Consider the following 25,090-nt stretch of genomic DNA (forward strand, 5'->3'; position numbering starts at 1 on the left):
ACGCGATTTATATCGATCCCGCTGCATCCGGAGCGGTGTTCGCTCCGTAGCTCGTGCGCGGCCGCACTGACGGCACGCCTACGGGAGATCCTTATGAACATTGTTGCCTTTCGCGCCGCCTTGCTGTCCGCCGGCATGTTCGGCTTCGGCTTCGCTGCTGTTCCGGCGCACGCCGATCCGACGCCCGAGTGCAATGTCGGAGCGAGCGCCGATAGCACCGAATGCGGCGTGAACAGCGCCGCCGGAGCGGCCGGAGCGACCGCGGTTGGTGACAATGCGCGTGCGGTCGCAACCGAGACGGTGGTCGTCGGCAACGACGCGGCGGCGCTGGGCGCCGGCGGCATTGCGATCGGCGGCAACAGCGACGGCGGCGCGTTCGGCGCATTGGCCACCGACGCGGCCGGCATTGCGCTGGGAGCCGACAGCGAGGCGCGGCAGACGGGCGCGATTTCGATCGGCAGCGACGGCGACGCCAATGGCGATGGTGCCGTCGCCAACGGCGTCGATGCGATGGCGGTTGGTACCGACGCAGCCGCCACCGGCAACTCGACGACTGCGGTTGGCGGCGAAAGCATCGCCACCGGCCCGGGGGCGACCGCATATGGCTGGCGTTCCGCGGCAGGCGCCGAGCGCGCGACGGCGCTCGGCCATCTCAGCACCGCGACCGGGATACGCTCGACCGCAGTCGGCGAGGCAGCCTCGGCGACGGGGCTGACCTCGACCGCACTCGGCAACCTCGCGGTTGCGAGCGATGAGGATGCGGTTGCGATCGGCGATGCGGCCGTTTCGTCCGGCTTCCACTCCACCGCGGTCGGCGGCGAAGCCGTCGCGTCCGGGCGCGGCGCGCAGGCCTTCGGCTGGCAATCGCGTGCCACCGGCGGCTTGTCGCTCGCGGCCGGCCATCAGGCGGTCGCCGGCGGTGCCCAGGCCACCGCGATCGGCAAGAACGCCAATGCGGCGCAGGACAATTCGACCGCGCTCGGCTTCGGGGCGACCACCAATGCCGCCAATCAGGTCACGCTCGGCGGCGCCGGCAGCTCGGTCCGGGTCGGCGACATCGCGGCGAGCACGGCCGCCCAGACCGGCACGATCTCGGTTGCGACGGTGGATGCCAACGGAACGCTCGGACGCGACACCGCGATCATCCCGACGCTCCAGGCGTTGCAGGGCGCCTCGACCACCCAGGGCGGTCAGATCGGCGCGCTGCAATCCTCGTCGTCGGTCCAGGCCGGCCAGATTTCGGCGCTGCAGACGGCGCAAAGCGGAATGAATGGGCGCATCGACACCTTGTACGATCTGCGTGATCAGGATCGGCGCGATCTGCGCCAGGGCGTCGCTGCGGCCGTTGCGATCGGCAGCGCACCGATGCCGTCCGAAGCGGGACGCACCAGCTATGTCGTGAACGGCGCCACCTTCCGCGGCGAATATGCGGTCGGCGGATCGATCATGCACCGCATCGGCGGCGACACGCCGTTCGCGATCGGCGGCGGCTTCTCGTTCGCGGGCAACAAGAACAATGCATTCCGAGTCGGCGTCGCAGGCGAGTTCTGAGGAGATCGGGCGGCGGAGCCAGGTCCGGCTCCGCCGCCCGCTTCGGTCATGCTTCCGAGTAGGTTGCCGCGTAGGATACGGGGAAGTTCACGGATCGGGCGATGAAGCAATATTTGTGGACCTCCAGGTGGATCGTGTCCGCTTGGGCGAGGTCCGCACCGGCCGCGACCCTGATCACGGGGCGCAGGGTCGCCCGCAGGAAGCGGCCGGCGCCGTCGGCCGAGGTCTCGCCGATCGCTTCGGGTTCGTCGCGATAGCCGTGCACGACGATCCCCGCATTGCTCGCCAGATGCAGATACCACAGCATGTGGCAAGCGGAGAGCGAGGCGATCAGCAGGTCTTCGGGATTGTGCAGGGCAGGGTCGCCGCCGAGAAGCGGGTCGTTGGAACAGTGGATGACCGGCTTGCCGGGCGTGGTCACATCCCAGGTCCTGTCATAGCCGCGATAGCGGAGCGTGCCTTGGCCGCGATCGCCGGTCCACTCGATCGTGCATCCATAGGGATGCTCCTTGGGCGGTTTGCTCAATTGCTGCTCCTCGCTTCGGTTAGGGGCTTACTGCTCGGGGAAAGCCCCATCGTAGATCGCGCTGATGCGGCGAAGAGCGCCCGGGGTAAAGGACAAGTGGCCCGCATCGCCTGCCAGCCTCTATGCAAGGAGGCACCGACAGGCGCAGGATTGCAGCCGCCATGAAACTCCTCTTCAGCCGCAATCCCAATCCCCGCTTGGCAGTGGCGGTGGCGCGCCATCTTCAGGCGGATGTCGCGTTCGAGTTCGCCGCACCGTTCGCGCCCGGTCAGGCGGAGCGCTATCGCCCGCTCAACCCCAACCTCTCGCTGCCGATCCTCGTCATCGAAGGGAAGGGCCTGTGGGAGGCGGACGCGATTGCCTGCCGGCTCTCGCGCGACGTCCGGTCCGAATTCTGGCGAACCGCCGACGATCAGCCCGACATGATCCGATGGATCAGCTGGGGAAAGGATCATTTCATGCGCGCATGCGACGTCGTTCACTTCGAGCGCGGGACGAAGCAGCGTTACGGTCTCGGCCCGGTGGATCCCCACCACGTCGAGGCGGGGCTGAGAGACTTTCGCATCGCCGCCGCGCTTCTCGACGCCGAACTCTCGCACCGGGATTGGCTGGTCGGCGAAACGGTGTCCTACGCCGACTTCCGAATGGCGACGTTCCTGCCGTTCAACGATGTCGCCCGTCTTCCCCTCGGCGACTATCCCGCCATCGTGCACTGGTACGGCCGTATCGAGGCAATCGCGGCGTGGCGCGACCCCTTCGCGGGCTTGGATGCGCCCCAGCTGCCGCCGCTGCAAGGCTAGGCTGCGCGCCGGGCGGTCTGCAGCCGGTAGCGCACGGCATAGCCGATATGGTCGGACAGCATCGTCCCGTCACTCTCGATCCCGAACGGCACATCGATCGCCTGGGGGACGAGTTCGGCGCCGGCGGCGGGGAGGGCGATCTGCCAGTCCTTGTTGTGGCGGAGGGCGCGTGCAGCGTCGCGGGGCATGGCGCTGCCGCAGGGTGCCCCTGCGACGAAACATGCGCGCAGGCTCCCGCCGGTGAGCGCGATCGATTTGCGGTTCAGCCAGCGCCCGACGACGGCGTGGGCGAGAGCCCGCCGCTCCGGCGATCGGCCGACGTTGAGGTCGCCGGCGATGATCGTCGGCACGCCGCGGGGCACCACCCTGGCGCGGAAGCGGTCGAGTTCCTCGAACTGCCGGCGATAGGCTTCGAGGGCCCGCTCGGGACTGACTCCGGACGCCTTGCGGGCGTTGAGATGGGTGTTGATGATCGCCACCGGCGTTGCGCGACCCGGCACCGCGATCAGCACCGCCACCATACCCTTGTTGGCAAGGCAATCGTAGCCGGCGCAGGCGGTAGCCGAAAACGCGGCCGTCCGGACATCCAGGATCGGGTAATCGGACAGGATCTGGAGACCGCTGTCGGTGATCTTGCCGATCCCTTCGCCCTTCAGCGGGTTCGCCGATCCGAGAAATGCTTTCTCGGCGAGGGCCGGCCTTCCTGTGGCGGGCCCCTCAAGGCCGGGGCCGAACGCGCTGTGACGATATCCGGAATCGCGACCGATCCGTTTCGCCGTATCGGTGAAGGCCTCCTGGAGCAGCACCACCCGAGGTTGCCGTCCCGCAGCGCGTAGCCGCCGAAGCCGATCGCCGATCCGGGCAAGCGCCGCGTCCCGCTCCCACGCGAGCGGCCATGGCAGACCCTTCACATTGTAGGTGAGGATCGTAAGGTCACCTTGCTCCGCCGTGGCGGGACCATTGCCCCGAACGGCGGGTTCGAGGCCGAGTGGCGCGGCGCCGAGGTGTGACGGGGGCTGGGCTGCGCCGACGGTCAGCGCGGCGAAGGCCAGGATCATGGTCCGTCCGGAGAGCGAAATCGCCATGTGCGCATATTAGGCCCGGCCCGATTCACTGCGATGACGCGCGCTTTGCTCAGGCACGACGGCCACGAGACAATTCCGTCACAGTCCGGTGATCGCCGCTGTCACATAACGGGCTTCGGAACGCTCGCCGCTGGGCGCGTCCGCGCCTCGGCGCAGCGCTGCAGGTCAGGCGAGGGTGAGATAGAGTTCGGCCTCGATCACCCAGTCGGTGCCAATCCGCCGCCATTTCGCGGTATAGGCGCCGCTCGCCTCACTTTTCCCGGACACGGATACGCCCTGCCAGCGGCCATGTTCGAAGGCGATCGGCTCGATCGACGAAGCTTCCACCCGATCCGGCAGCCGCGTGTAGACCAGACGCGCAGGGGCGGCGAACTCCCGCTTCCAGGTCGCCAGCTGCGCCTTGCGGCCGGCGATCACCGCGCTGTCGGTTCCGGTGACGAGCACGGCATCGGGCGCCAGCAAGGGGCCGATCGCGGCAAGATCGGCCTCCGCGAGCGCCCGGTTGAAGGCGGCGCGGGCGAGGCGGATGGCAAGTTCGGGCGGCGGAGTCATGCGGGGGTCTTCTACAGCAAGTCGCGCAAACGTCATCGGCAGGATGATGCGTCAGCGACGCCTCTCCGGCAGCCGGGCTGCTGACCCTCTTCTGCACGCCGACGGCGGATTCCGGCACCTTGAGAGCGGCACGGCGGCTTTCACGCCACTTTCACGGCCGCACAGTGCTCCACGATGCGCACCATCCTCAAAACGTCTCTCGCAACAGTGGCAATCGCCGGGTGTGGTCAGGCGCGAACGTGCCTGGGGTGCAAGTCCCGGCCGCCTGACAAGCATGAAAGAGGGGAGCACATGAAAGCCTGTATGATGTCCATTGGCGCGGTCCTGCTTGCGTCGACCGTGATCGCCGCCGGCCCGGCCGACATTGCCGGCGCTTGGGCCCAGTCGAGCGACGGGAGCGAGATCGTCCTCGTGCCCAAGTTCAAGCTGCAGCCGAATGTCGGCGTCACCATGGGCACCAATCTCGGCGGCTCGGTCGGCTACGGCTCGATGACTCGCACGACCATCGTCACCGATCCGGTGCCGCTGCGGGTCGATCGCACGATGCAGTTGAACATCCAGTCCGACGGGCGCTTCGAGTGGGTGACGACCAAGGCGCATGTCGAAACGCCGGGGGCCAAATGTGTGAAGACGACGCGGACACGGCGCGTCGGCCATGTCACGCGCACGGGCAATCAGATCCGCTTCGCAATCGAGGGCGGCAAGGAACGCTGGGAAAAGACGTGCGGCGGTTCAGGCGAGGCCCCGGTCGCCGCCGCGACCGAGACCTATGGCGTCACCCTGAACGCCTCGCAGATGCGTTTGACCGGCGGTCCGGCGGCGTGGACGTTCACCAGGAGCTGAGGCGTGACGCTGTTCCACTCGCGCGAGAAGAGGCGCGCGCGGCTTGCGGCGGCGGCAGGAGGTCGCCGGCAGGGCGGCGTGGCGCGACGTCGCCGGCTGCTCGGCAGGATGATCTCATGATGCGCATGCTGATCCCGATGGGCGCATGCCTCTGCTGCCTCGCTGCCGAAGCCGCGCATGGCCAGCCGCTCGCAACCCCTGAGCCTGCCAGCCAGTCGGAGGTGTCCGCCGCTGCGGCAGGGCAGGCAATCGCCCGGGTGCCGCTGATGGAGCGTGGGCTCGGCCAGGCCCGGCAGGTCGAGACGGTCAGGGCGATGCGCATCGATTTCCGACCCGGGCAGCATAGCGGAAAGCACATGCACCCGGTCCCGACCATGGGCATCGTCCTGCAGGGCAGGATCCGCCTCCGGATCGAGGGCCAGCCGATCCAAATTCTTTCCGCGGGCGAGAGCTTCTTCGAGCCCGCGGATGCGATCGTCCTCGGGTTCGACAATGCCTCCGAGCGAGAGCCGGCGAGCTTCGCGGCCTTCTACCTGCTCGGGCCGACGGATACGATGCTCGTACGGGAGCTGCCATAGCGCACAGAAGGGCGCACGCGCGCTCCGCTGCGAATATCGAAGCGAGCCGTCCAGTGCGCCGCAATGGCTGATCGATGTTCCCGGACGCGAGGTCCGCGCCATGGGCTGATGCGCCGATTCTCGGCGCATTCCGCCTGTTGTCCGCACCAACATCGCGGAGCCAACTTTCCTTCCTTTGGAAAATTCTGCGCTGGCAGTGGGTTGGGAAGTTGGCCCGCAACTTGCTCTCAAACACCCTTGCGATCGTTCGCGGATCGCCGGCAAGAGACCGCAAGGGGGCCAGACCATGACAGACCATATTCATGCCGGCGTACGCATCGCGCTCGGCGATCGCCGCATCCTTCGTGAGGGCCGGTTTCGCTGGCTGCGCGCGACCGCCTGGATGACCGCGCTGTTCTTTCTCGTCATCGTCACGTTCGGCACCGCGATGGAATCGCTCCAGGATCTTCTGCCGAAGGGGGATGCCCGGTTCGGCTTCCTCAGCCATTGTGTCGGCGCGGCGGTCGCGCTCGCCGTCTACACCCTCCTTGTCCGGCTCGGCGAGGCGCGAAGTCCGAGCGAACTCGCGCCGCGGCCCGCCTTGCTCCAGCTCCTCGCCGGTCTCGCGATCGGGGCGGCGATGTTCGCTGCCGTCATGGCCGCTCTGACGGCATTCGGTCTTTACGACATCGCCTATTCCGGGCCGGCACCTGCCTGGCGCGCCGCGGGTCTGGCGATCGAAGCCGGCGTCGTCGAGGAGCTTGCGGTGCGCGCTATCATGCTGCGGCTGCTGTGGCGGGCGTTCGGGCCGGTACCGGCCTTTCTCGTCTCCGCCGCCGCCTTCGGCGCGGGCCACGTCGGCAATCCGGAATCGTCGCTGTTCGCCGCACTCTGCATCATGCTCGAAGCCGGCCTCATGCTCGGCGCCTTCTACGTTCTGACGGGACGGCTGTGGATGTCGATCGGAGTCCACGCCGCGTGGAATTTCACGCAAGGCTACGTGTTCGGCGCGGCGGTCTCCGGTTCGGATCTCGGGCCTGCCTTGGCGCGCAGCACCGCCCGGCCCGGCCTGCCGGAATGGCTGACCGGCGGCGCTTTCGGTCCGGAGGCGTCGCTGCCGGCCCTGATCATCTGCACCGCCGTCGGCCTGCTGACCCTCTGGCTGGCCTGGAAGGCCGGGCGGTTCGCCACCGGCAGACGTACGAATGGTGCTGCTGTTCCGGGCGCGGAGCCGCAGATTGCACACGCATGAGGAAAGGGCGGCGACGCTCCGGCCCGGCGATCGAGCCTTGTCTCCGCCCGCGCGCCGCGACCATCACTGATAGCGCTTCAGATTCTCGAAGCCTTCCTTGGTCTTGGTCATCTTGATCAGCTTCCTGATGTACGTCCTGACGTGCCGGTCGAAGCGGGTGTCGTTGTAGACGCCGCTCCAGATATAGTCGTCGCGGTCGAGCAGGGCGCGCAGCGCCTCCCCGAATGCTTTCTGGCTTTCCGTCGAAGCGCTGCCCTTCAACGCCGCGCAGACCATTTCCTCGGCCGCCGCCTTGTCGCAATCGTCCTGCCGGTCGCGGCCGCCCCGTTCCGCCGCGACCTGATCCGCGCGTGCTGAGACGATCCGGCTTGCAAGCCAGGTTCGAACCGTTTCGCCATTCCAGTCCTTCGATTTTTCGTCCGCCACGATCTCAATCTCCGTCCCGCAGTTGACCCGGGTGCATCTCCGCCAGCATGCTGCCGCGCTAAAGGCGGATGCTGAGGGAGAGAAGGCTTGAAATCGATCGTCGCACGGTTCGCGTCCGTTATGCTGCTGTCGTCGGCGCTCGCCGGCAGCGTGGTTGGTGTCTCCGCCCCCGCCTCGGCCCAGAGCGTCCAGGCATCCTCCCTTTCCGCCGAGCGCCTCGGCCGCCTCACCGAAATGCTGCAGGCCTATGTCGATCAGGGCCGGATCGCCGGCGCCGTGGTCAAGATCCAGCAGGACGGGCGCGACGTCTATTCGGAGGCGGTCGGCTGGCGCGACAAGGAGGCGCGCGATCCGATGCGTGAGGACACGATCTTCCGCATCGCGTCACAGACCAAGGCGCTGACCAGCGTCGCAGCGATGATGCTGATGGAGGAGGGCAAGCTGCTGCTCGACGATCCCGTCGGCAAGCATCTGCCGGAATGGTCGAAGACGAATGTCGCCGTAGCGAGGCCGGACGGCGGCTATGATGTCGTCCCAGCCAAGCGGCCGATCACGATCCGCGACCTGCTCACCCACAGCGCCGGCATTTCCTACGGATCCGGCCCGGCCGAGAAAGCCTGGCGGGATGCCGGGATCTTCGGCTGGTATTTCGCCGATCGCAAGGAGCCGGTGGCGAGCGTCGTCGCGCGCATGGCGGCGCTGCCGATGGCCGCGCAGCCCGGCGAGCAGTTCGTCTACGGCTACAATACCGACATCCTCGGTGTCGTGGTCGAGAAGATCAGCGGCAAGACGCTGGCGGCGTTTCTGGACGAGCGGCTGATCCGGCCCCTGGGCATGAAGGACACGTCCTTCTTCCTTCCCCGCGAAAAAGCGGCGCGCCTCGCCACCGTCTACTCCGCCGGGGCGGGTGCCCTCCGCCGCGCCGCCGATCCGGGCGCGTGGCAGAACGGCCATATCGGCCAGGGCCATTATCTCAACGGCCCGCGGGTGGCCCATTCGGGTGGCGCCGGTTTGCTGTCCACGGCAGGGGATTATAGCCGCTTCCTCGAGATGTTGCGCCGGGGTGGCGAGCTCGACGGGCGCCGCTATCTCAGCCGCAAGACGGTGGAACTGATGACCGCCGATCACCTCGGCGCCATTCCCTACAATCCCGGCATGGGCTTCGGCCTCGGCTTCAGCATCCGCGAGGATGTCGGCGTCGCCGGCGCCCCCGGCTCGGAAAGCGAGTTCGGCTGGGGCGGCGCCTATCACAGCCAATACTGGGTCGATCCGCAGGAGCGGCTGACCATATCCTACATGATCCAGCTCATCCCGGCAGGCGACGTCGACGACGTCGGCAAATTGCGGGCGCTCCTCTACCAGGCCGTGGAGTGACGTTCGCGGCGAGGAGGATGCGCGGCCCCGACATGGAACGCAGGCCCGACCCGATCTTTATGGACGTGCTACAACCTGCCGGCACCGCGAAGGGGATGCGCCTTGTCGCCTGATCGGACGTCCATGCGTCGCACCTTGAGCCTGATGGCTGCGGCCGCGCTGCTCGCCTTCGGGGCCCCGACTCCGGCGCAGGATCTCGGCGGCGCGCTCGATCTCGGCCAATTGGGGGCGGATATCGGCGTCAACGCTGCGATCCGCGCAAACGTCGCCCGCACGCGCTCCGAGTCGCCTCCGCCGGCCGGCCGGCGCGTTCGGCCCGCAGCCGCCCGCCTGACCTACACGCCTTCGCCGGACCGGCGCCGCGACAATCTCGCCCGCTTCGTCGCGAAGTCGCGCACCCGCGATCCCCAAGGCGCGGCGCAGCTCGAACGATTGTTCGCATCGCAGGACGTGATCGCCCGCATGCATCGCGAGATGGCCGCCTACGGCTTCCGCCCCAACGACGTCGGCGACGCCTATGCCGCCTGGTGGATCAACGCCTGGCTCGCCGCGCACGGCCGCACCGCCGATCCAAGCCGGACGCAGATCGACGCGGTTCGCGCGCAGGCGGCGCAGGCAATGGCGTCGTTGCCGCAGATGAACAGCGCCAGCGACGCCGTGAAGCAGGAGGCGGCCGAGGCCTATCTCGTTCAGACGGCCCTGATCGGCGGCCAGCTCGAAGGGGCAAAGGGCAATCCCGATCAATCGAGGCGCCTCGCCATGGCCGTGCGCACGGCCGCGCGCGCGGCCGGCCTCGATCTCATGGCGATGGACCTGACCGATCAGGGCTTCGTCTCGAGCCGGGCGCCCAGATGACGTCGGAGGCTCCCGACCAGTCGCCGCATTGCGTCGCAGCGCTCCGTCCCGAATCCCACCATCACGAACCCTCCACCGTTCCGAACCCCTCCGTAAAGTCGGCGCAGGCCGGTATCTCGTCAAAGGCTCGCGCGACCACATGTGGCGCGCACCTGCGATCGTTGGTCCTGGAATATCGGCCCGCCCCGGTATGACGCTGAAGGGCAGGGAGGAATGACGGTGAAGCTGGGGGAGGAACCACCCGTGCACCCGAGCATCAGGCTCGCAATGGGCGAGAAGATCGTTCCCACGCCTTTGCCTCGCGAGAATGATGCCGATAATGTCTGGGGTCCTGCCTGGCACGCCTGGCGCACCCAGGACGGCCATGTGCTGGAATATGACACCGGCGACTTGGCCGGCACCGACCGCCTACTCTCGATCGACGCCGAGGCGTTCGAACGGCTTCGCGCCGATCCGGGGGCATTCGACGCGCTCATCGCGCCGGCGCGGTCGGACTCCACGTCCCCTCAGCCAAACTGACCCGTCTCTCGATTCCGCCTTCAGGCTGCGTTTTCGTGAACAGCGGTCCCGACCTCGTTTCACCGTTTCGTCCCCCTTTCGTTAGACCGGCTCAATCCGGAATTTCGTCGAAGGCTCGCTTTTGCCTCGGCGCTCAGGCGGCAGGGCAGTTGATCGCATATTGTGCTTCGAAGGCGCGCTGATAGGCCGGACGTGCCTCGCCGCGACAGACATAGGCGGCGAGGTTCGGGAATTCGTCCAGCAGTCCCGACGCCCGCAGGCGGAGCAGCACGGAGACCATCAACAGGTCGCCTGCACTGAATGTGCCGTCAAGCCAGTCGACATCTCCCAGGCGGGAAGACAATGGGCCAAGCCGGCTACGGATGCGGTCCTCTACCAAAGGCAGGCGCTCCCGCGCCCACGACCTGTCCCGCTCGACGAGGCTTGCGGTCGTGAGATCGAGGATCGGAGGCTCGATCGTGTTGAGCGATGCGAACATCCACATGATCGCCCGGGCTCGGGCATTCTCGTCCGGCGGCAGCAGACCCGGATGCCGCTCCGCAATGTGAAACACGATCGCGCCTGTCTCGAAGATCGCGAGGTCTCCCTCTTCATAGGTTGGGATCTGCCCGAAGGGGTGCAGCGCCAGATGGGCAGGTTGCTTCATCGCGGCAAGGGAGACGAGCCGGGTTTCGTACGACCGGCCGACCTCCTCGAGGGCCCAGCGAACCCGCGTGTCCCGCGCCAGTCCCTTGCCGCCGTCGGGCGATTGTTCGAAGGCTGTGATCGTGATCGTCATCGCATCCGTCTCCATGGGGGCGCCACGCCTTGGACGCCTCATCCTGACGACGAATGGGTTTCCGGCAAGCCGACATCGTTCGTAAAATGCTGCACAAGCCCGTGCGGCCACGATGCACGACACGAACTTGTCGGCTCAGCCTGTCGGATGTGAGGCACGCTGCGATGCCGATCGTCATGTGCGACCGCGCCCGATGTGCGCTTGACTCTTAACTCTACATATGTTGCAAACCGGGCATGATCCGAAACCGGCGACCGTCGAAGCAGATGCTCGCGCTCCTGGAGGCGCTGTCGACGCACGCACCGTCCTGGTGCCATGGCTATGATCTAATGAAGGAGACCGGTCTCCTGTCGGGCACGCTCTACCCGCTGCTGATGAGGATGACCGATCAGGGGCTTGTCCAGGCCGAGTGGCGGCCACCGGCGCAGCCTGGGCGTCCCGCGCGGCACGTCTACCGACTGACCACCGCAGGGCTGGCGCTGGCGCGGACAATGGAGGACGGCAGGGGCCTTCCCGGCGCGGAGCCGTTTCCCGCATGAGCGCCGAGCTGGCCCGAGCCCTCATGGCGCTGTCGGCCTGCTGCCTCGGCGACCGACGACGCGTGTGGGCGCGGGCGATGCAGGCCGAATTCGAGATCGCAACCGAGCATGGACGCCCGCTGGCCTTCGCCGCCGGCTGCCTCGTCGCCGCGTGGCGCGAGATGCCGCGCCATCGGGAGGGCCGTTTCGTTCTGGCAAGTCATGGCACCGCGATCGGCATCATCCTGCCGATGGCGGCCCTGATGTTCTGGGCCGGGCTGCGCGGTTTCCCGTTCGTGGAATTCCAGCTTCCCGCGTTCGAACCCGCGACGGGGGAGGGACGGGCGATACTCCTGCTGAACGCCGGCAGCGTCGGCATCGCGCCGTCGCTCACCTTGCTCGTGCTGCTGCTTGCGGCGACGCACCCGCTGGTGGCGTGGCTGCTGCTCGAGCGCGATTGGAGCCGCGCCGCGACCGTTGCTCGGGTCGGCGCGGCGGCGACCATGACCCTTCTCATCTTCACCGCGGTGTGCGGCATCGTCCAGATCCGCCTGCTTCTGCCTGTCGTCTGCCTGACCGTACAATCCCTCGCCGTCTTGGCGCTCGCGCGGTGGCATGGTCAGCTGTCCGACGACCTCGGGTTCGAAGCGCCAGCCTGAGCCAGCCGGCAATCCTGCCGTCCCGTCGCAATCCGGGCGGAAAGCATCGGTCCGCCATCACGGAGCGCAGCGTCCGCGCGCCCAAGGAGAGATCAGCATGACGTCGCCCGACCCGGCCTCGACGCGAAGGCGCTTCTCTCCGCAAGAGCGGGACGCAGCGAAGTCCCGCCGCCACCCTGCGTGCCGACGCCGCCGGCTGAGGGCGTCCATCGGGTTGCTCGCCCCGGCGCTGGCCTTGACCCTGGGTCTGGTGCCCGGATGCCGTGGTCCCACCCGCCCGCCGCCACCTCCGCTCACCTACGAGGGACTCCCCGTGGCGGGCAGCCTGGCGGAGGCGCGAAAGGCGGGGTTCACCGATTGCAGGCCGGACACTATCGAAATGCGCTGCCGCAAAGCCGGCGTGATGTTTCTGGGCCATGGCCCGTTCAACGCCGCGCTCGATCTGGTCGGCAGCGACGGTGCCGGCGGGTTCGACGAAATCACCCTCTGGCATGATTGGGATCAGAACGCCCTCTTTGCCATCGCCACGACGCTCGAGCAGCGAGGCTGGAAAACCTGCTATACGGGCGAGGGCAGCAAGGGCGACCAGGCCATCTATACCCGACACGGGCTGCCTGTGCGGGTCTCGATGGACCTCAGCTATTTCGGCAAGCGCCGCCTCAGGATCATACCCGCCTGGAACAAGCGAGAGCCGCTTTGCTGAGAGAGAGACCTCGGCAGCCGTCGCGGCATGCCATGATCAAACCCTCCACGCCCCTCAGGGGCATCGATCCCTGCGATGCGACCGGTCTGCCGCCTGGCCCGGTTGACCGATCACACCTGAGGTTGGGGCTTGCGGGCGGTGTCGAACACCAGGCCGCTGGAACCTTCGCCGCGGCCGGGCTGCTTGCGCCGGCCCATCCACAGACAAGGGTGTCCGTCGACACCGCGGGCGAGCTGCCAGCTTCTCGTCACCCGGGCGCCGGCGCGCGGTATCTCTTCCTCGTAGATGTCCAGCCGCCGGCCCGGCTCCAGGGTCCGGCCGAGCGGAGCGATCGGAACGCCGTCCGCTGAAGCCAGCGCGCTCCGGCGGAGGCGGGTGGCGCGCGGACCGCTTTGGACGGTAACCATGGGGATCCAATAATCCGGTGGTTCGGACCCGACCTTGTAGGCGAGCGCCAGATTGGCTCCTGCATCCGCCCGCTCCGCCGGCGCGACGCCGGCCTTGGCCGCACGATAGGCTTCGTAGCGATCCAGCGGTCGGCCCGTCGGGCTCTGGACCACCCGTTCCACCGCCCAGGCCATGTTGGCCATTTCGTCGCGAAGGAAGAGGACCTCCTCGATCGGAGCGCTCTCCAGCGGTGACAGCAACGTCGGGGCGAGGAAGAGCAGCGGCGGCGCCTCCGGCGACGGCTGCCGCGGTGAGGTCAAGCCGAACAGGCCCCATCCCGATCGCGGGCCGTCCACGGCTTCGTGATGCCGGATAGCGGTGCGGATCCCGAAGGTGTCGTCGATCTCGAGAGACTGCGCCGCGCAAACGGATCCGGCCTCCAGCTCCACCGGAATGACGAACCAGTCGTCGCTGCCCACCAGGGCGAATTCGAGCAGCGTGAGCCGGGCGAGATCCGTCTCGCCGGCCTTGACGTCCCCCCAATTCACCTCGGCGTCTTCGAACTGCCAGTAACGCGGGGCGGGCATTCCGCGGTAACTCACCGGGGCCGGGATCGCCTCGATCACGACCGTCTCGCCGCCGCCCGCGCCAGGCTGCAGGTGTGCGTCGAAGGCGTGCCAGTCGAGAGCACCGCCCGGATAATCCCGTGCGGCAAGGTCGACGCGGCCGGCCGGGGTCGCGGCGGAGACGGCAAAGGCATATTCCATGCGCTCGGGTCGCCATGTCGGGGCGCTTGCCGGCGCCGTCGGCGCTACGCCGCGGCGCCAAGCCAGCCACGCATCGGCCGCTGCGCGTACCGACTCCCAGTCTTTCGCAGCGATCGCCCATGACTCGGGAAGCCCGGGCGCTGCGGCCTTCAAGGCCGCGCTGAGTTTCCGGCCATCCGGCGCACGCCTGAACATCACCCCGGCGAAACGCCGGCTCGCTGCGTCGGCCACGTCCACACCGGCTTCGAATGCATGGGCTCGGGTGATTACGGGTCCATATCCTTGCAGCCCCTGTGCCGCGAGGATCCGCAGAAAATGGAGGCCGCTCTCGGTCGCCTCCCGCAGGTCGTCCTCTGCCTGCGCCTGCTCCCGCTCCACCAGCGCCTCCAGCGGCACCCCGCCGTTAAGCGGCTGCACAGCGCCCACATGAGACGGGATCGGCTCGATCGGAGCGCCGTCCTGCAGGGTGACGATTCCGATCTCGCTGATCAGCTTCTCGCCGTTGAAGCTGACTTGCAGCCAATCGGGGAAGTCGCCGGCTGTGGCGTCGTTCCACCCGCCGCTGGCCTGGCCCCAGCCCGCGCCGGTGCGATCGCCGTTGTTGACGCCGACGACTGGGAAGGCCGCGCTGTGGGTGGACGAGGCGGAGGCGCGGCCGCCATTGGCCGCGAGCGCCACGTTCGTCGCCGCGGCGGCGTAGGAAGCGGGCGGGTAAAGTTGGGCCTGCGGGATCACCTGCTTCGGCTGGCGCCGGCTCGACCACATCAATTTGCACGCGGCTGGGCCGCCGCCATCATAATAGTCCAGCCGCAGCCTGTATCGGCGGCCGGCCTGCAGGGCGATCGCCGCATTATACTCCGTGGCCGCCTGATCCAGCCAGCCGTTGACGATCAATTGGTCATCGATCCAGAGGCGCACGCCGTCGTCGCCGGTGACATGGAAGCTGTACGTCTCCGAGAAAAGCGGTGCGATCTCGCCGGTCCAGCGAGCAGAGAATTTGTCAGCCGGGATCGCCGGATGGGGTGCGGCCGTCCCCCAGGCGAAATCCACCACTGGATCAATGCGCGTGACGGCGCTGCCGGTCAGATCGACGCTCGGGAAATATTCCGCGCAGAGGCCGCTTCCCGGCGGAAGCAGCCGGGTCTTGCCCGCCGCCCCCCAGATCGCGATACCGCCGAACTGGGTGAACGCCATGCCCCTGACGGCGCGTCCTTCCAGAGCCACGAGGGACGCTGGGACTTCGAGCCGTGTCCACACGCCCGGGATCGGCAGGTCGCCCAGGCGGCGGCGGTTGGCGCGTCCCTCGACACCCCAGTCGATGCGGCTTTCGCCCCAATAAGCGCGATGGTCCCACGTCCCGTCGAACCATTGCAGCATGATCTGCTTGGGCGGGTTGGCCGGGTCCAGGCGTACGTAGGCGAACAGGGTTTCGGCCTCGTGGATCGGCAGCGGCTCGGAGCAGCCTTCGAAATAATGCTGCTTGAGGCCTGCGTTGCTCGGCGTCCAGTGCGTCCTTGCGCCACCGGCCGGCGCCGCCGGATCGGCCGCCCACTCCCAGCCGTCGCCGCGCACCGCCGCACCGGCCGGTGTGGCATCGCCGACCCAGACGATGTCGCGATCGGAAGGCTGTGGATCGGCCTGTAGCGCCTCCAGCTCGACGATCCGGCTGAACTGCTCCCGCGCGCCCTTGACGACGATACGGATGCGGTCGGTGCGGACGGGCGGAAACGTCGCTCGCACATGGACTTTGTCGTTGTTGCGGATCTCGCCGTCCGGGACAAGGCTCCAGCCCGAACCATTCCAATATTCGAAGTCGAAGTCGGTCAGCCCGAACTTGCTGAAGGTGGTCGGCGTCCGATCCGGATCATAATCCGGCAGGAAGCGGTCCAGTTTGCCGCACCCGGCCTGGAAGCGGGCGAGCGCCGGAGACCCTCCGTCCGTGCCTTGGAATTCGCCGAATTGCCACTGTCGTGCCAGCAGCCACAGGGGATCTCGAATTGCCGCCTTGAGGCCGTCCGCCATGTCGGGGTCGCGGGCGACCGGTTCGATGCGGGTCCAGGTCGTGATGGAAGCCATAAAGATTCGCCTCTTGGGTTCAGGCCGGGACCGCCGCCGCTGCGGCGAAGTCCGTGGAAATGGCGTCGCCTTCCGCATTGACCGCGAAGGCCAGCGCCGGAAGCAGGTGGCCGGGCAATTCCGCGTCGGCCTCGGCCGCCTGGAGTGCTGCGAGATCGACGACGCGTAATTTGGCTAGATCCAGGGTCTCGAGCAGGATGGCTTCCAGCGTTTCCACCTGCCAGATCGCGTCGCCGTTCGGGGGCGTTGCGAGCAGCACCGCCTGCGGCGCCCGGGCACCGGGCTGATCGTAGTGGAACGCGACGCCCGTGGTCTCCTTCGCGTTGGGGATCGCCTCTACCCATTCGTCGATCATCAGGCCGCAGACTGGAAGCGGCGCACCGGCGGCGTCGACGAACACGCCTTCGGGTGCCGTTTGCGGCGTCACCCGTCCGGCGAGGTGGGCGACCAGCGACAGGCGGCCCGGCGCGGCCCCGCCGTCTTCCAGCGGCGGCAAAGCGGACCATCGGTCGTTCGCCGTGAGCGGCAGCTGGCCGACTTCGAAGTGCACGGCCACCGCCGCATGGAGCGCTTCGGAGTAAGTGAGGGCGTCTTCCAGCCGTCGCGCGCCGTCGCGTACCCGCGCCGCCCGATGGACGAACGTGACGGCGGGCAGGGGATCGGTGCCGCCCTGCCGATCCTGAAGCCCGTGGCTGGCGGCGAAGGTCTGCTCGAGCTCGGCGGCGTTGGTCGGCAACCATCGCGGCAGCATCTTGAAATCGTTGCCGAACAAGGCTGCGAGGCGGGCGAGCTGATCGGCCGCCGGCCGGCCTGCGCCGCCGCGGGCGTCCGCCCGCTCGAGCCGCAGCACGCCTTCGTCCTTTGCCGCCAGCGCTTGCCCGAACAGGGTGGCGCGCGCGTCCGGTCCGGCAGGCGCGGCCGGAACCGCGCTCTGGATACCGAACCCCGCCAGGGCATGAAGCGCGGTTCGAAGATCGGCGAGATCCAGGCTGTCCAGAAACGCGGCCATTTCCAGCGGTTCGGTGGCGGGCGGCGGAGCGGGAATCTTGTCGATCGCCGCCGCGAGGGCGTCGCGGGCGGCGCTCGCCCGTTGCTCCAGCTCTGCTGCGTCCGGTTCGGTGGACGTCGCCTGGTCGGTCTGGGCGAGGTCGGCGGCCGTTAACGGACGGGCGTTCAGCACCATCTCGCGGACCGCACGGACCGCCTCGAGGAACTCCGCGGCGCTCAGTCGCTCCGCGCCCCATGCGGGGTCGCGCTCGAAATCCAGGCGCACGGTCGCGCCCGGGGGCACGTTCTCGGGCCGCGGGGTGGTGAGCAGCCGATCGACCAGCCGCTGCTCCAGTTCCGACAGCGCCGCCGGCCCGCCGGCGTCGCTCATGTAGAGGAAATCCAGCGGCGCGAGTTCGAGTTCTCCGAGCGAAAGCTCGACGGGCTGCCCCGCAGGCGCCTTCGTCTCCGGGTCGAAATAGTCCGCGCGGCAGAAAACCCTGGCGGGATCGCCGAGCAAGCCCGCGGCCCAGGCGTTGAGGTACGGCTCGGCGAGCGCCCGCGGCTGCGATGAGGTGCCTTCCCATGCGGGCACATCCCCGCTGAACAGCACCACCAGGCGGTGCGTGGTGGTGATTCCGGTTCGCGGCGTGCGCACCACGTCGAGCTCCGGGGGCGGGATCTCGCCGCCTGCCGCCATGTCGAGCGCTGCGCCCGACCGGGTGGGATTTCCCTGCACGATTTGATGTACGCTTTCCGCGAGGATCAGGTCGCTGACCGCGTCGGTGATCTCGGCCAGCCCGTCGAGCTCGGCCGCGATCGCCGTCCACGCAGCGGCATCTGCGCCGCTCTCCGTCGGCAACCGCACGCCTGCGATCTCAGCCCCGAACGGGATCGTCTGCTGGTTCCAGCGCCCCTCCGCCTTGCCGGCCTTCCAGCGCTGCAGCAACGCCAGTCCGTCGACGACCTTGCTTGCGGGCAGGCTCTCATGCGCCTTGGACCAGAGCCGCTGAAGGGCGTCCAGCAGCACCATCTCTCTTTGCGCCAGGATCGTCCTGGCGCCGCCGGTTGCGTTGCGCGCAGCGTCTCGCTGCTGCTCGATCGATGTCTTCTGCTCGTCCGCCTGTTTACCGTTCTCCACTAGGGTCGTCAGCGGCGCTATCCGCTCCGAAAGCGGCTTCGCCGCTTCGGTGTTTGCGGAGATGATTTGGTTCAGGCCGTGCAGTTCGGTCGCAAGCCTTGAATATTCGGCTCCAAGCGCAGCGATCCTGTCGCGCTCTCTCTTCTTCTCGCGCGTCCTGTCCACAGGTTTATGATCCGGAGCTTCGATCTCTTCGAGCGAATATTCGTCGATCCGATTTTGCGCCTCCTCGATCAAGCCGGGTATTTCCGCCAACCGAGTCTTCTTCGGATAGCTTTTCGTGGTGGCCTCGGTAACGGCGGCGTTCAAGGCATCGAGCTGGCCCAGCAGCGCCTTTAGGTCGTGCGCAGCAGCCTCGCCGGCGCCGCTGGCGGCGCGGTTTTCGGTATAGACTCTCTCCGCTTCCGCCTGCGCACCCTCGGCGGCTGCGAGCGCAGTGCGGGCGGACGCGGCGTCGCTCTCCGCCGTGCTTGCTGCCTCCGCTTCGCGCGATTGCGATGTCTCGGCTTTGAAGCCGTCGAGCTCGCGAAACGGCCGGATGAAGCGGTCGAGCTCCACGCCGGGATGGTTCTCGTGCAGGCCGCGCTCGAAGCGGTAGCCCAGCAGGGCCGCGAGCGGCTGGCCCTGGCGAACGCCGTCGAGCAGCCACATCGCCGAGCGCACCCGCGCCGACGAAAGATCGACGGCAAAGCTGTTCTCGGCTTCTCCGGCATGGGCGAGATACCCGCTTCGGAGAACGGCCGCGGTCGCCGCATGCGCCAGCGAGGGTGCGTGGACATAGCCCTTGTCGCTCAGGTCGCGGCCGATCGTCGCAGCGGTCAAATTTTCCACCCAGCCATAGCCGCCGAGGTGCACGCCCACCGGCTTTGCAGCGCGCATCGAGTCGAGGCGGCCGGTGGCGAGCGACGTGATCCAGGCGTCGAGGCGGTGGGAGGCGAGATCGAGCGTCTCCGCCAGGCCATCCTCCACGCGGGCGGTTGGTCGCGTGGCCAGATGCTCCAGGCTGCGTCGGAATTCCGCGAGGTCCGGCACTGCGCTGCCGGCGTCGAGCGCGGTCAGATGCGCGGACACGGGGCGGCCATCGATGATCGTCGAGAGCCGCTCCCACGCCGTCCGCACCGCCTCGTCGACGATCTCCGGCTCGAAGCGCTCGGCGGCGCTCGCCTGGTTGCGTCCGGCAAGCAGCGAGACCGCGGCCAGATCATATTCGGTGAGCGCGGCGTGCCGAAGCACCAGCAGCAGCAGGTCCGACAGCTGGCTGGGGCGCTGTTCTACGGCGTCGCCCGGCGGCGGGAAGGCCGCTGTCCGGAGATCTTCGGGCGCGCGCGACAGCAGCCAGAGCAATGCCGCCTGGGTGTCGGCCACGTGGCGAGCGCCGCGTTTGGCGCTGAACAGGTCGCGGACCAGCGAACCCGACGCGGCGTCGGCGAGCCTTGCAGGGCCGCGCAATGCGCTGGTGCCCAGCAGCTCGTGGATGCGGACGGCCTGGGCATCGAGTTGAACGATCTGCTGCGCCTGCCCGAGTTGCTCGAGCAATTTGCGGCCGCTCTGACCGCCGATCAGGCTGCGAAAGTCGAACCGGCTCGACCGTGCTTCCATGCCGAGGATTTGGAGCAGGATGTCGGCGCCATCCCCCCCGCCGCCGACGGCGGGTGCGCGCCCGATGCCGGCCCGCCATATCGTCTTCGCGGTGCGCAGCAGTTCCGCCAGGCCGGGTAGGCTGTCTCCCGGCTCCGGCGCCCAGAGGTCGAGTGAGGTGACCGGCAGCACGCCATAGGGTTGGCGTCCGATGCGCAGTGCCGGAACGGGCCCGCGGGCGCGGACATGATCGATGAAGTGCCGGCGCGCTTGCTTGCGACGGTCCTCTGCGAGGGGTCCCGCCAGGCCCTGTTCGAGATAATAGCCCCAGGTCGCCGACCAGAGCGCGGCGTTCATCGCTTTCGCGTCCGCCTGCTCGAGCCCGTCGGCACCCGCCACATGCGCGAAGGTTGCCGCTTCAACGCCCAGCAGCCGGCCGGCAACAGCGCCGTCGGAACCGGCTGCAGTGAGCGCCGGGCCGCGCTCGACCCCGTGGAGCGCCGCCGCGCTTTCGCGGCTCCGGAAGGTCGAAAGCTCGGCCTCCGAGTTGTTGCTGGAAGCACCCTGCGCGACAAAGGCCAGTCCGTCCGTATAATGATGCGCGTCGAGCAGCCTCTGCAATTGCTCCGCGGAGGCCCTGGAGTCGGGTTCCGCCCGGACGCCGAAGACCAGCAGCCGATCGAGCTTCTCGGGTTCGTCCTGCGGCCAGGGCGCCCGGATCGCCATGCCGCACTCCAGGGCGGCCTGGACGTCGACGAGCCACCGGCTGTCGGCGTCCAGCACGCCGGCCAAACCGCCGGCGGGAGGCACCGCGCTCTCCGGATCGAGCGCCTCGCCGGGTGGGGCCGCCCCGACGGCCATCGGTGCGCCGGCGGGGGCGCTGGCAGGCTTCACCGCGGCGGATTGCGCGACGATGACACGCCGTCCGTCGCGGTAGCCGACCGCGAGCCAGCGGTCGGGCAGCGCCAGCGCTTGGGGCGCCCGAGTCCAGGATGCGCTGCGCCGGTCGCGTGCTGGGAAGGTCGGCGCGGGCGCCAGCGGCGCGTCGTCCGCCACCGGGGCGGCAGGCGCGTCCTGCGGGTTGAGCGGGGTCAGGGCTTCCGCGATCCAGGCGGCTCGGCGGACGCCGAAGCGCTCGGCGAGCTGGATCCAGGCCGCTCGCGCCCGGATCTCGTCGGTGGCGGCGCGCCAGTTGTGAGCCCAGAAATGCCGGCCCCAATGGTCTTCGTCGGCCGTGAGTTCGGGTTCATGGGTGTCGACGTGGATCGTGTCGGGATAGACTCGCACAATCAGCGCGCGGCCGGCCTCGGTGGTCATGAACCGGGTCTCGAGCCGAACCGGCAGCAGGGCGATGGGCGCATCCGTCGGCAGCGCGCCGACGATTTCCTGGGGCAAAGCCGCCCGCTGCTCGGCAAGCCGCCGCTCGAGCTCTGCGTGGCGCTGCGCGATCCGCGCCATTGCCGCAGTTTCCGCGCTGAGCGCAGACTCCACCTCGGCGCTGGCTTGGGCGGTGCGGGCGTCGGCTGCCTGGGACTGGGTGCGTGCGTCTCCGAGCGGGGCCGCGGCGCGATCGAATTCCCCCGCCTGCGCCCGCGCCGTCTGCGCCCCGGCCCGCGCCGCCGCCACTTGCTGGCTCAAAGCATCAACACGCCGGCCGGCTTCGGCAAGGGCCTGGTTGGCGGCATTGGTCTCGGCCTGGGCTTGGGCTGCCTGGCCCGGAATCGGCGCCAGCTGACCGAGGCGCGCCTGCGCTGCCGCGAGGCGGGCCGCCGCCGCGTCGCGCGCCCGGGTGGCGGCGTCGACCTGGGCCTGCCACGCCTCCAGCAGGTCGGCATAATCGATCCCGGAGCCGGAGCCCGGCTTGTTCGGCAGCCGCTTCGGTTTTGCGGCGATGATCCGGTTCAGCTCGCTGGCCAGGCGGTTGGTTTCGGCCTGGTGGGCGGCGACCTCGGCCTGCACGCCTGGAATGAGCGCGGCGAGACGATTGAGCTCCGCGGTTCGCGCCTGGAGCGCGTCACGCCGGGCTGCGGCCTGATCACGCGCCGGCCGGGCGGCGTCCAGCTCGCGCGCGGCGGCGGCGGCGCGCTGGTCGGCGGCGTCCGCCTGCGCACGCGCCTGGGACGCCTGCGCTGCGATCGCCTCAAGCTCGGCGACGCGTCGGCGCAGCCGGCTTGTCTCGGCCTCGGCATTGGTCAGGGCCTGGCGGCTGTCGGCAACCCGGTTCGTCGCCGCGGTACCCGCCTGCTTCGCGGCGGCGAGTTCGGCGGTGAGCCGGAGGATCTCTGTGTTCAGGTCCACGATGGATTCCTTCGATCGTCTAGCGCTGGCCGAGCAGGGCGTCAGCGTGGATTGCGATGCGGTACGATCGCTGCAGCGTGATCCGGGCCATGTGGCCGGCGTTCCGGCCCCAGGCGATCTCGCTCGGGGGCTCGCCGATCGCCTTGCCGGCGAGCGGGCCTGCGAGCGGGACATGGGTAAGTGACGCGAGCGCCTCCGCGGTGCCGGCCGTGTGTCCCCAACAGACGCCGCGCCATGCGCCGAGTTCTTCCGGTGCCTCCGGTGTCGTTGCGGGATCGAGTCCGAACCGCGCCGCCGCCGGCTGTTCCTGCAGCACGAAATACCAGCCGGTGCCGTGCTCCCCGCGGGCCTCCGCTTCGGTCAGGTCGAAGCCGATGAAGGTGATGTCCGGTTCGCGGACGCCCGTGAACCGCGGCAATCGCAGGTCCGACGGCGTCCCTTCCGGAAAGCTCCCGTCCGGCTCTGCCTTGACGGCATAGAGCATCGCGTCGGGATAGCGGCGCAGCAGGTCGCCGCGGATCAGCAGCGCGAGCCCGCCGCCGGCCGCTCCTCCGCCGATGTGGCTGCCGAGTGCCTCGGCATCCTTCCAGTCGTGCATCGGCTGAAGGTCGGGTCCGTCCGATTCGCCGCCGCGGACATCCCAGAATTGGCGGAAATAGGTGCTGCGCTGGTCGGTGGGATATTCGCGCCACAGCAGTTCCCGGGCGAATTCGTGATTGAGCCCGATCATGAAGGCTTCGATGAAGCCGGGATTGGTCCTGAGCAGCGCAAGCGTGTTGGGCGGCGTATTCTCCAGGCCCGGCAGCAGCATGTCGTGGACGTCCTGCAGCAGGCGGTACATGGGCGCCGAAAATTGCGGCGCCGCCATGACCGGGGTGAGCGGGTCGTTGCCCCCCCCTTGCGTCGTCAGTCCGCGCGCCTTCGCCGACGTCCGGCCGCCGTGCATCTGTGTGCTCACCGCCTCGGGAAGCCTGATCGACGGGTTCAGTCGCGTCTTCAGCGTCGCCGTGATCTGATCGATCGCAAGCGTTGGCGCCGCCTCGGCCGCGCCGGCCCGGGTGAGTTCGGCAAGCCTGGTCAGTTGGGTCGCGATGGCGCTGTCCAGCGACCCCTCGGCTGCACTGGCGCTCCGCGCCGTGCTCGCCACGGGTATTGCCTCGGCGATGGCGTCATGAATGAGCTTCTCGATGGGCTGGACCGCGCCGGACGTGGCGGGCGGGGGAGCGGCGGCCCGCACTGCATCGGCGAGGATGTCGAGCGACAGGAGGCCGATCTCTGCCGACCGCTCCGGCGCAGCCGCGTCTGGCGTCGCAATCAGCCGCGCCAGTGGTTGGGGCGCTCCATCGCCGGTACCGAGCCGCTGCAGGATTGGGCTGTGCTTCCGGGTCATGCGGCGGAAACCGACGGAGAGCGCGGCATTGGGCAGGGCGCTCCTGCGCACCTGTTCGCCGACGCTGCCGCCGGCCGCGACCGCCTTGGCGCCGGAGGTCTCGCGGCCGACGCGGTCGTGGGCCGGTGCGGTCACCTGGAGGAGCGCGCCTGGATCGAGGGCATTCAGCCGTTCATAGAGGTTCGAACTGACCTCAAGCGCCATCTGGGCCTGACGGCGCAACCGGTTGTCGCGCTCGACCGCCTCGACCTGGTCCCACGCTTCCGCCATGAGCTTCCTGCCGCGCGCGGATCACCAGCGCGCCAAGCCCGGCGGCCACCCGGTAGCGGGGGTCGAGGTTTAGCTCACCGAGCCAGAGAGGGTTCTGACCCGGCTCCGGCGTCACGCCGCGGCCCGCATGCTGCTGCCCGTAGATCGGCGGCGCCACCACGGCCTCGCCGCCTGTTGCCGTTGCATTCAGCAGCGCACGCAGCGCCGTGCGGAAGCCCTCGAGCTCTGGCGGTGGCCAGCGAAAGGCGGTTCCGGCTTGCTGCGGGGGAATCAGGGCACCCTCGAGCGGCACTTCCGCTCCGGGGACGTTCGGCAGGCTCCAACCCGCATCGCCGACGTTCAGGCGCAGGCCGCCAACCCCGGGGAGATGGTTCTGACGCTCCAGCCGTCGTACCAGGGTCTCGAAACTTTCCGCACCGGCACCTGTGCTGAATCGCCAATGATGGTAGACCGGAAGCGTGACGAGCGTTCGCGCGCTGCCGCTCGGCGTCGGCCATGCGGGGGTGAGACCGTCGAGGCTCTCCGCGTCGGGAGCCATGCCGAGTCCCGCCAGCCTGCCCGCCTCGAAGGTCGGAACGACGCAGGCGATGTAGGCGGTGTTGGGCGTCAGCCGCCGGGGGCAAAGCAGTCGGGAAAGGTTGCGGTCCGGCCTCCCGGCAATCGCCTCCCGGATGGCAGCGCTTGCGGCCTCCGGCGGCTCCTCCGCTGGACTCTCCCGCATGATTTGGGCGTGGGCCCAGGCATGGGCTTCCGCCAGGTCCGGAAGCTCTCGCAACGCGCATTCCAGGACGGGCAGCGGCCGGGTCTGGTCTGCGGACAGGCTGTTCGGCGTATGGTCGCGCACCACCACCAGGCAGAGCCAAGGGCGCAGCAGGCCGCCGTCGGGCGCTTCCGGCGTGAACATCCACGGAAAGTCCGGGCTGTCGAACTCGACGGCCGGAAAATAATTCGGATCGAAATCGGCAGTCTCGCGGCGCGGCTCGGTGCGGATCACCTCGGCGGGGTCGATGCCGATCACGTCTCCCGGTCCGTGGAGCCTCAGTGGCACGTCGACGACGTCCTCGCCGCCGGTACCGGAGAGTTTGAGCTGGACGGGCAGCTTCAGGCGGCCTGCCGCGGCCGACCCCTCGAGAACGGCGGAAAGGCCCCGCCGGACATAAGGCAGGAAGGTGTAGCGGGCTTGCGCGGTGTCGGACAT

The 25,090-nt window shown here is 68.8% G+C and carries 20 protein-coding genes; 11 read left to right on the forward strand and 9 right to left on the reverse strand.

The annotated features are described in order from the left end of the window. Positions 1 to 93: 93 nt before the first annotated feature. Entirely contained in the window at positions 94 to 1,551 is a 1,458-nt protein-coding gene (locus C7I55_RS21560; protein ID WP_106515097.1) for a hypothetical protein, read from the forward strand. A gap of 46 nt (positions 1,552 to 1,597) precedes the next feature. On the opposite strand, the gene C7I55_RS21565 is transcribed toward C7I55_RS21560, so the two are convergent. Further along, positions 1,598 to 2,077: an OsmC family protein gene (locus tag C7I55_RS21565; protein ID WP_106515098.1), complete on the reverse strand. Its 480-nt coding sequence runs from the start codon at positions 2,075 to 2,077 to the stop codon at positions 1,598 to 1,600. A gap of 161 nt (positions 2,078 to 2,238) precedes the next feature. On the opposite strand from C7I55_RS21565, the gene C7I55_RS21570 reads away from it, so the two are divergent. Further along, positions 2,239 to 2,877 (forward strand): glutathione S-transferase family protein, encoded by a 639-nt coding sequence (locus C7I55_RS21570; RefSeq protein WP_106515099.1) that lies wholly within the window; start codon positions 2,239 to 2,241, stop codon positions 2,875 to 2,877. Here C7I55_RS21570 and C7I55_RS21575 read toward each other — a convergent pair. Both C7I55_RS21575 and C7I55_RS21580 read right to left on the reverse strand, forming a co-directional pair. Beyond that, positions 2,874 to 3,935: an endonuclease/exonuclease/phosphatase family protein gene (locus C7I55_RS21575; RefSeq protein WP_146151105.1), complete on the reverse strand. Its 1,062-nt coding sequence runs from the start codon at positions 3,933 to 3,935 to the stop codon at positions 2,874 to 2,876. The genes C7I55_RS21570 and C7I55_RS21575 overlap by 4 nt on opposite strands. A gap of 192 nt (positions 3,936 to 4,127) precedes the next feature. Continuing rightward, on the reverse strand, positions 4,128 to 4,514 hold the full coding sequence (locus tag C7I55_RS21580; RefSeq protein WP_106515101.1) for a nuclear transport factor 2 family protein: 387 nt from the start codon (positions 4,512 to 4,514) through the stop codon (positions 4,128 to 4,130). 291 nt (positions 4,515 to 4,805) lie between these two features. On the opposite strand from C7I55_RS21580, the gene C7I55_RS28285 reads away from it, so the two are divergent. From C7I55_RS28285 to C7I55_RS21595, 3 genes are all read left to right on the forward strand, one after another. Beyond that, positions 4,806 to 5,357 carry a hypothetical protein gene (locus C7I55_RS28285; RefSeq protein WP_158266529.1) on the forward strand — a complete coding sequence of 184 codons (552 nt, stop codon included), beginning with the start codon at positions 4,806 to 4,808 and terminating at the stop codon, positions 5,355 to 5,357. A gap of 116 nt (positions 5,358 to 5,473) precedes the next feature. Beyond that, the gene (locus C7I55_RS28290; RefSeq protein WP_158266530.1) at positions 5,474 to 5,935 is read left to right on the forward strand and encodes a cupin domain-containing protein; all 462 of its coding nucleotides are present in this window, start codon (positions 5,474 to 5,476) and stop codon (positions 5,933 to 5,935) included. A gap of 286 nt (positions 5,936 to 6,221) precedes the next feature. After that, complete coding sequence (locus tag C7I55_RS21595; RefSeq protein WP_106515104.1) at positions 6,222 to 7,166, forward strand: CPBP family intramembrane glutamic endopeptidase; 945 nt, start codon at positions 6,222 to 6,224, stop codon at positions 7,164 to 7,166. A gap of 63 nt (positions 7,167 to 7,229) precedes the next feature. Here the strand turns inward: C7I55_RS21595 and C7I55_RS21600 are convergent, their stop codons facing one another. Further along, entirely contained in the window at positions 7,230 to 7,592 is a 363-nt protein-coding gene (locus tag C7I55_RS21600) for a hypothetical protein (protein WP_106515105.1), read from the reverse strand. 87 nt (positions 7,593 to 7,679) lie between these two features. Between C7I55_RS21600 and C7I55_RS21605 the strand changes: the two genes are divergently transcribed. The 3 genes from C7I55_RS21605 to C7I55_RS21615 all read left to right on the forward strand — a co-directional run bounded on the left by C7I55_RS21605 (position 7,680) and on the right by C7I55_RS21615 (position 10,340). Continuing rightward, complete coding sequence (locus C7I55_RS21605; protein WP_199192994.1) at positions 7,680 to 8,966, forward strand: serine hydrolase domain-containing protein; 1,287 nt, start codon at positions 7,680 to 7,682, stop codon at positions 8,964 to 8,966. Between the two features lie 123 nt (positions 8,967 to 9,089). Beyond that, on the forward strand, positions 9,090 to 9,821 hold the full coding sequence (locus C7I55_RS21610; RefSeq protein ID WP_106515106.1) for a DUF6683 family protein: 732 nt from the start codon (positions 9,090 to 9,092) through the stop codon (positions 9,819 to 9,821). Between the two features lie 243 nt (positions 9,822 to 10,064). After that, the gene (locus tag C7I55_RS21615; protein ID WP_146151106.1) at positions 10,065 to 10,340 is read left to right on the forward strand and encodes a hypothetical protein; all 276 of its coding nucleotides are present in this window, start codon (positions 10,065 to 10,067) and stop codon (positions 10,338 to 10,340) included. A gap of 133 nt (positions 10,341 to 10,473) precedes the next feature. On the opposite strand, the gene C7I55_RS21620 is transcribed toward C7I55_RS21615, so the two are convergent. Continuing rightward, positions 10,474 to 11,118 carry a glutathione S-transferase family protein gene (locus C7I55_RS21620; RefSeq protein ID WP_106515197.1) on the reverse strand — a complete coding sequence of 215 codons (645 nt, stop codon included), beginning with the start codon at positions 11,116 to 11,118 and terminating at the stop codon, positions 10,474 to 10,476. A gap of 266 nt (positions 11,119 to 11,384) precedes the next feature. Between C7I55_RS21620 and C7I55_RS21625 the strand changes: the two genes are divergently transcribed. The 3 genes from C7I55_RS21625 (at position 11,385) to C7I55_RS21635 (ending at position 12,998) form a co-directional block, all read left to right on the forward strand. Beyond that, positions 11,385 to 11,657: a PadR family transcriptional regulator gene (locus C7I55_RS21625; RefSeq protein WP_106515108.1), complete on the forward strand. Its 273-nt coding sequence runs from the start codon at positions 11,385 to 11,387 to the stop codon at positions 11,655 to 11,657. Then, on the forward strand, positions 11,654 to 12,295 hold the full coding sequence (locus C7I55_RS21630; RefSeq protein WP_106515109.1) for a hypothetical protein: 642 nt from the start codon (positions 11,654 to 11,656) through the stop codon (positions 12,293 to 12,295). Before C7I55_RS21625 ends, C7I55_RS21630 begins: the two co-directional genes overlap by 4 nt. A gap of 313 nt (positions 12,296 to 12,608) precedes the next feature. Further along, positions 12,609 to 12,998 carry a hypothetical protein gene (locus tag C7I55_RS21635; RefSeq protein ID WP_233222344.1) on the forward strand — a complete coding sequence of 130 codons (390 nt, stop codon included), beginning with the start codon at positions 12,609 to 12,611 and terminating at the stop codon, positions 12,996 to 12,998. Between the two features lie 110 nt (positions 12,999 to 13,108). On the opposite strand, the gene C7I55_RS21640 is transcribed toward C7I55_RS21635, so the two are convergent. From C7I55_RS21640 to C7I55_RS21655, 4 genes are read right to left on the reverse strand one after another with little or no spacing between them, the layout of a single operon-like run. Further along, positions 13,109 to 16,228, reverse strand: a complete 3,120-nt coding sequence (locus C7I55_RS21640) for a PA14 domain-containing protein (protein ID WP_106515110.1) — start codon at positions 16,226 to 16,228, stop codon at positions 13,109 to 13,111. A gap of 19 nt (positions 16,229 to 16,247) precedes the next feature. Further along, positions 16,248 to 22,232, reverse strand: a complete 5,985-nt coding sequence (locus C7I55_RS21645) for a hypothetical protein (RefSeq protein ID WP_106515111.1) — start codon at positions 22,230 to 22,232, stop codon at positions 16,248 to 16,250. Positions 22,233 to 22,251: 19 nt separating this feature from the next. Further along, positions 22,252 to 23,892 carry a hypothetical protein gene (locus tag C7I55_RS21650; RefSeq protein ID WP_106515112.1) on the reverse strand — a complete coding sequence of 547 codons (1,641 nt, stop codon included), beginning with the start codon at positions 23,890 to 23,892 and terminating at the stop codon, positions 22,252 to 22,254. Beyond that, the gene (locus C7I55_RS21655) at positions 23,816 to 25,090 is read right to left on the reverse strand and encodes a hypothetical protein (RefSeq protein WP_106515113.1); all 1,275 of its coding nucleotides are present in this window, start codon (positions 25,088 to 25,090) and stop codon (positions 23,816 to 23,818) included. Before C7I55_RS21655 ends, C7I55_RS21650 begins: the two co-directional genes overlap by 77 nt.

This window comes from Allosphingosinicella deserti (genome assembly GCF_003012735.1).
Classification (GTDB): domain Bacteria; phylum Pseudomonadota; class Alphaproteobacteria; order Sphingomonadales; family Sphingomonadaceae; genus Allosphingosinicella; species Allosphingosinicella deserti.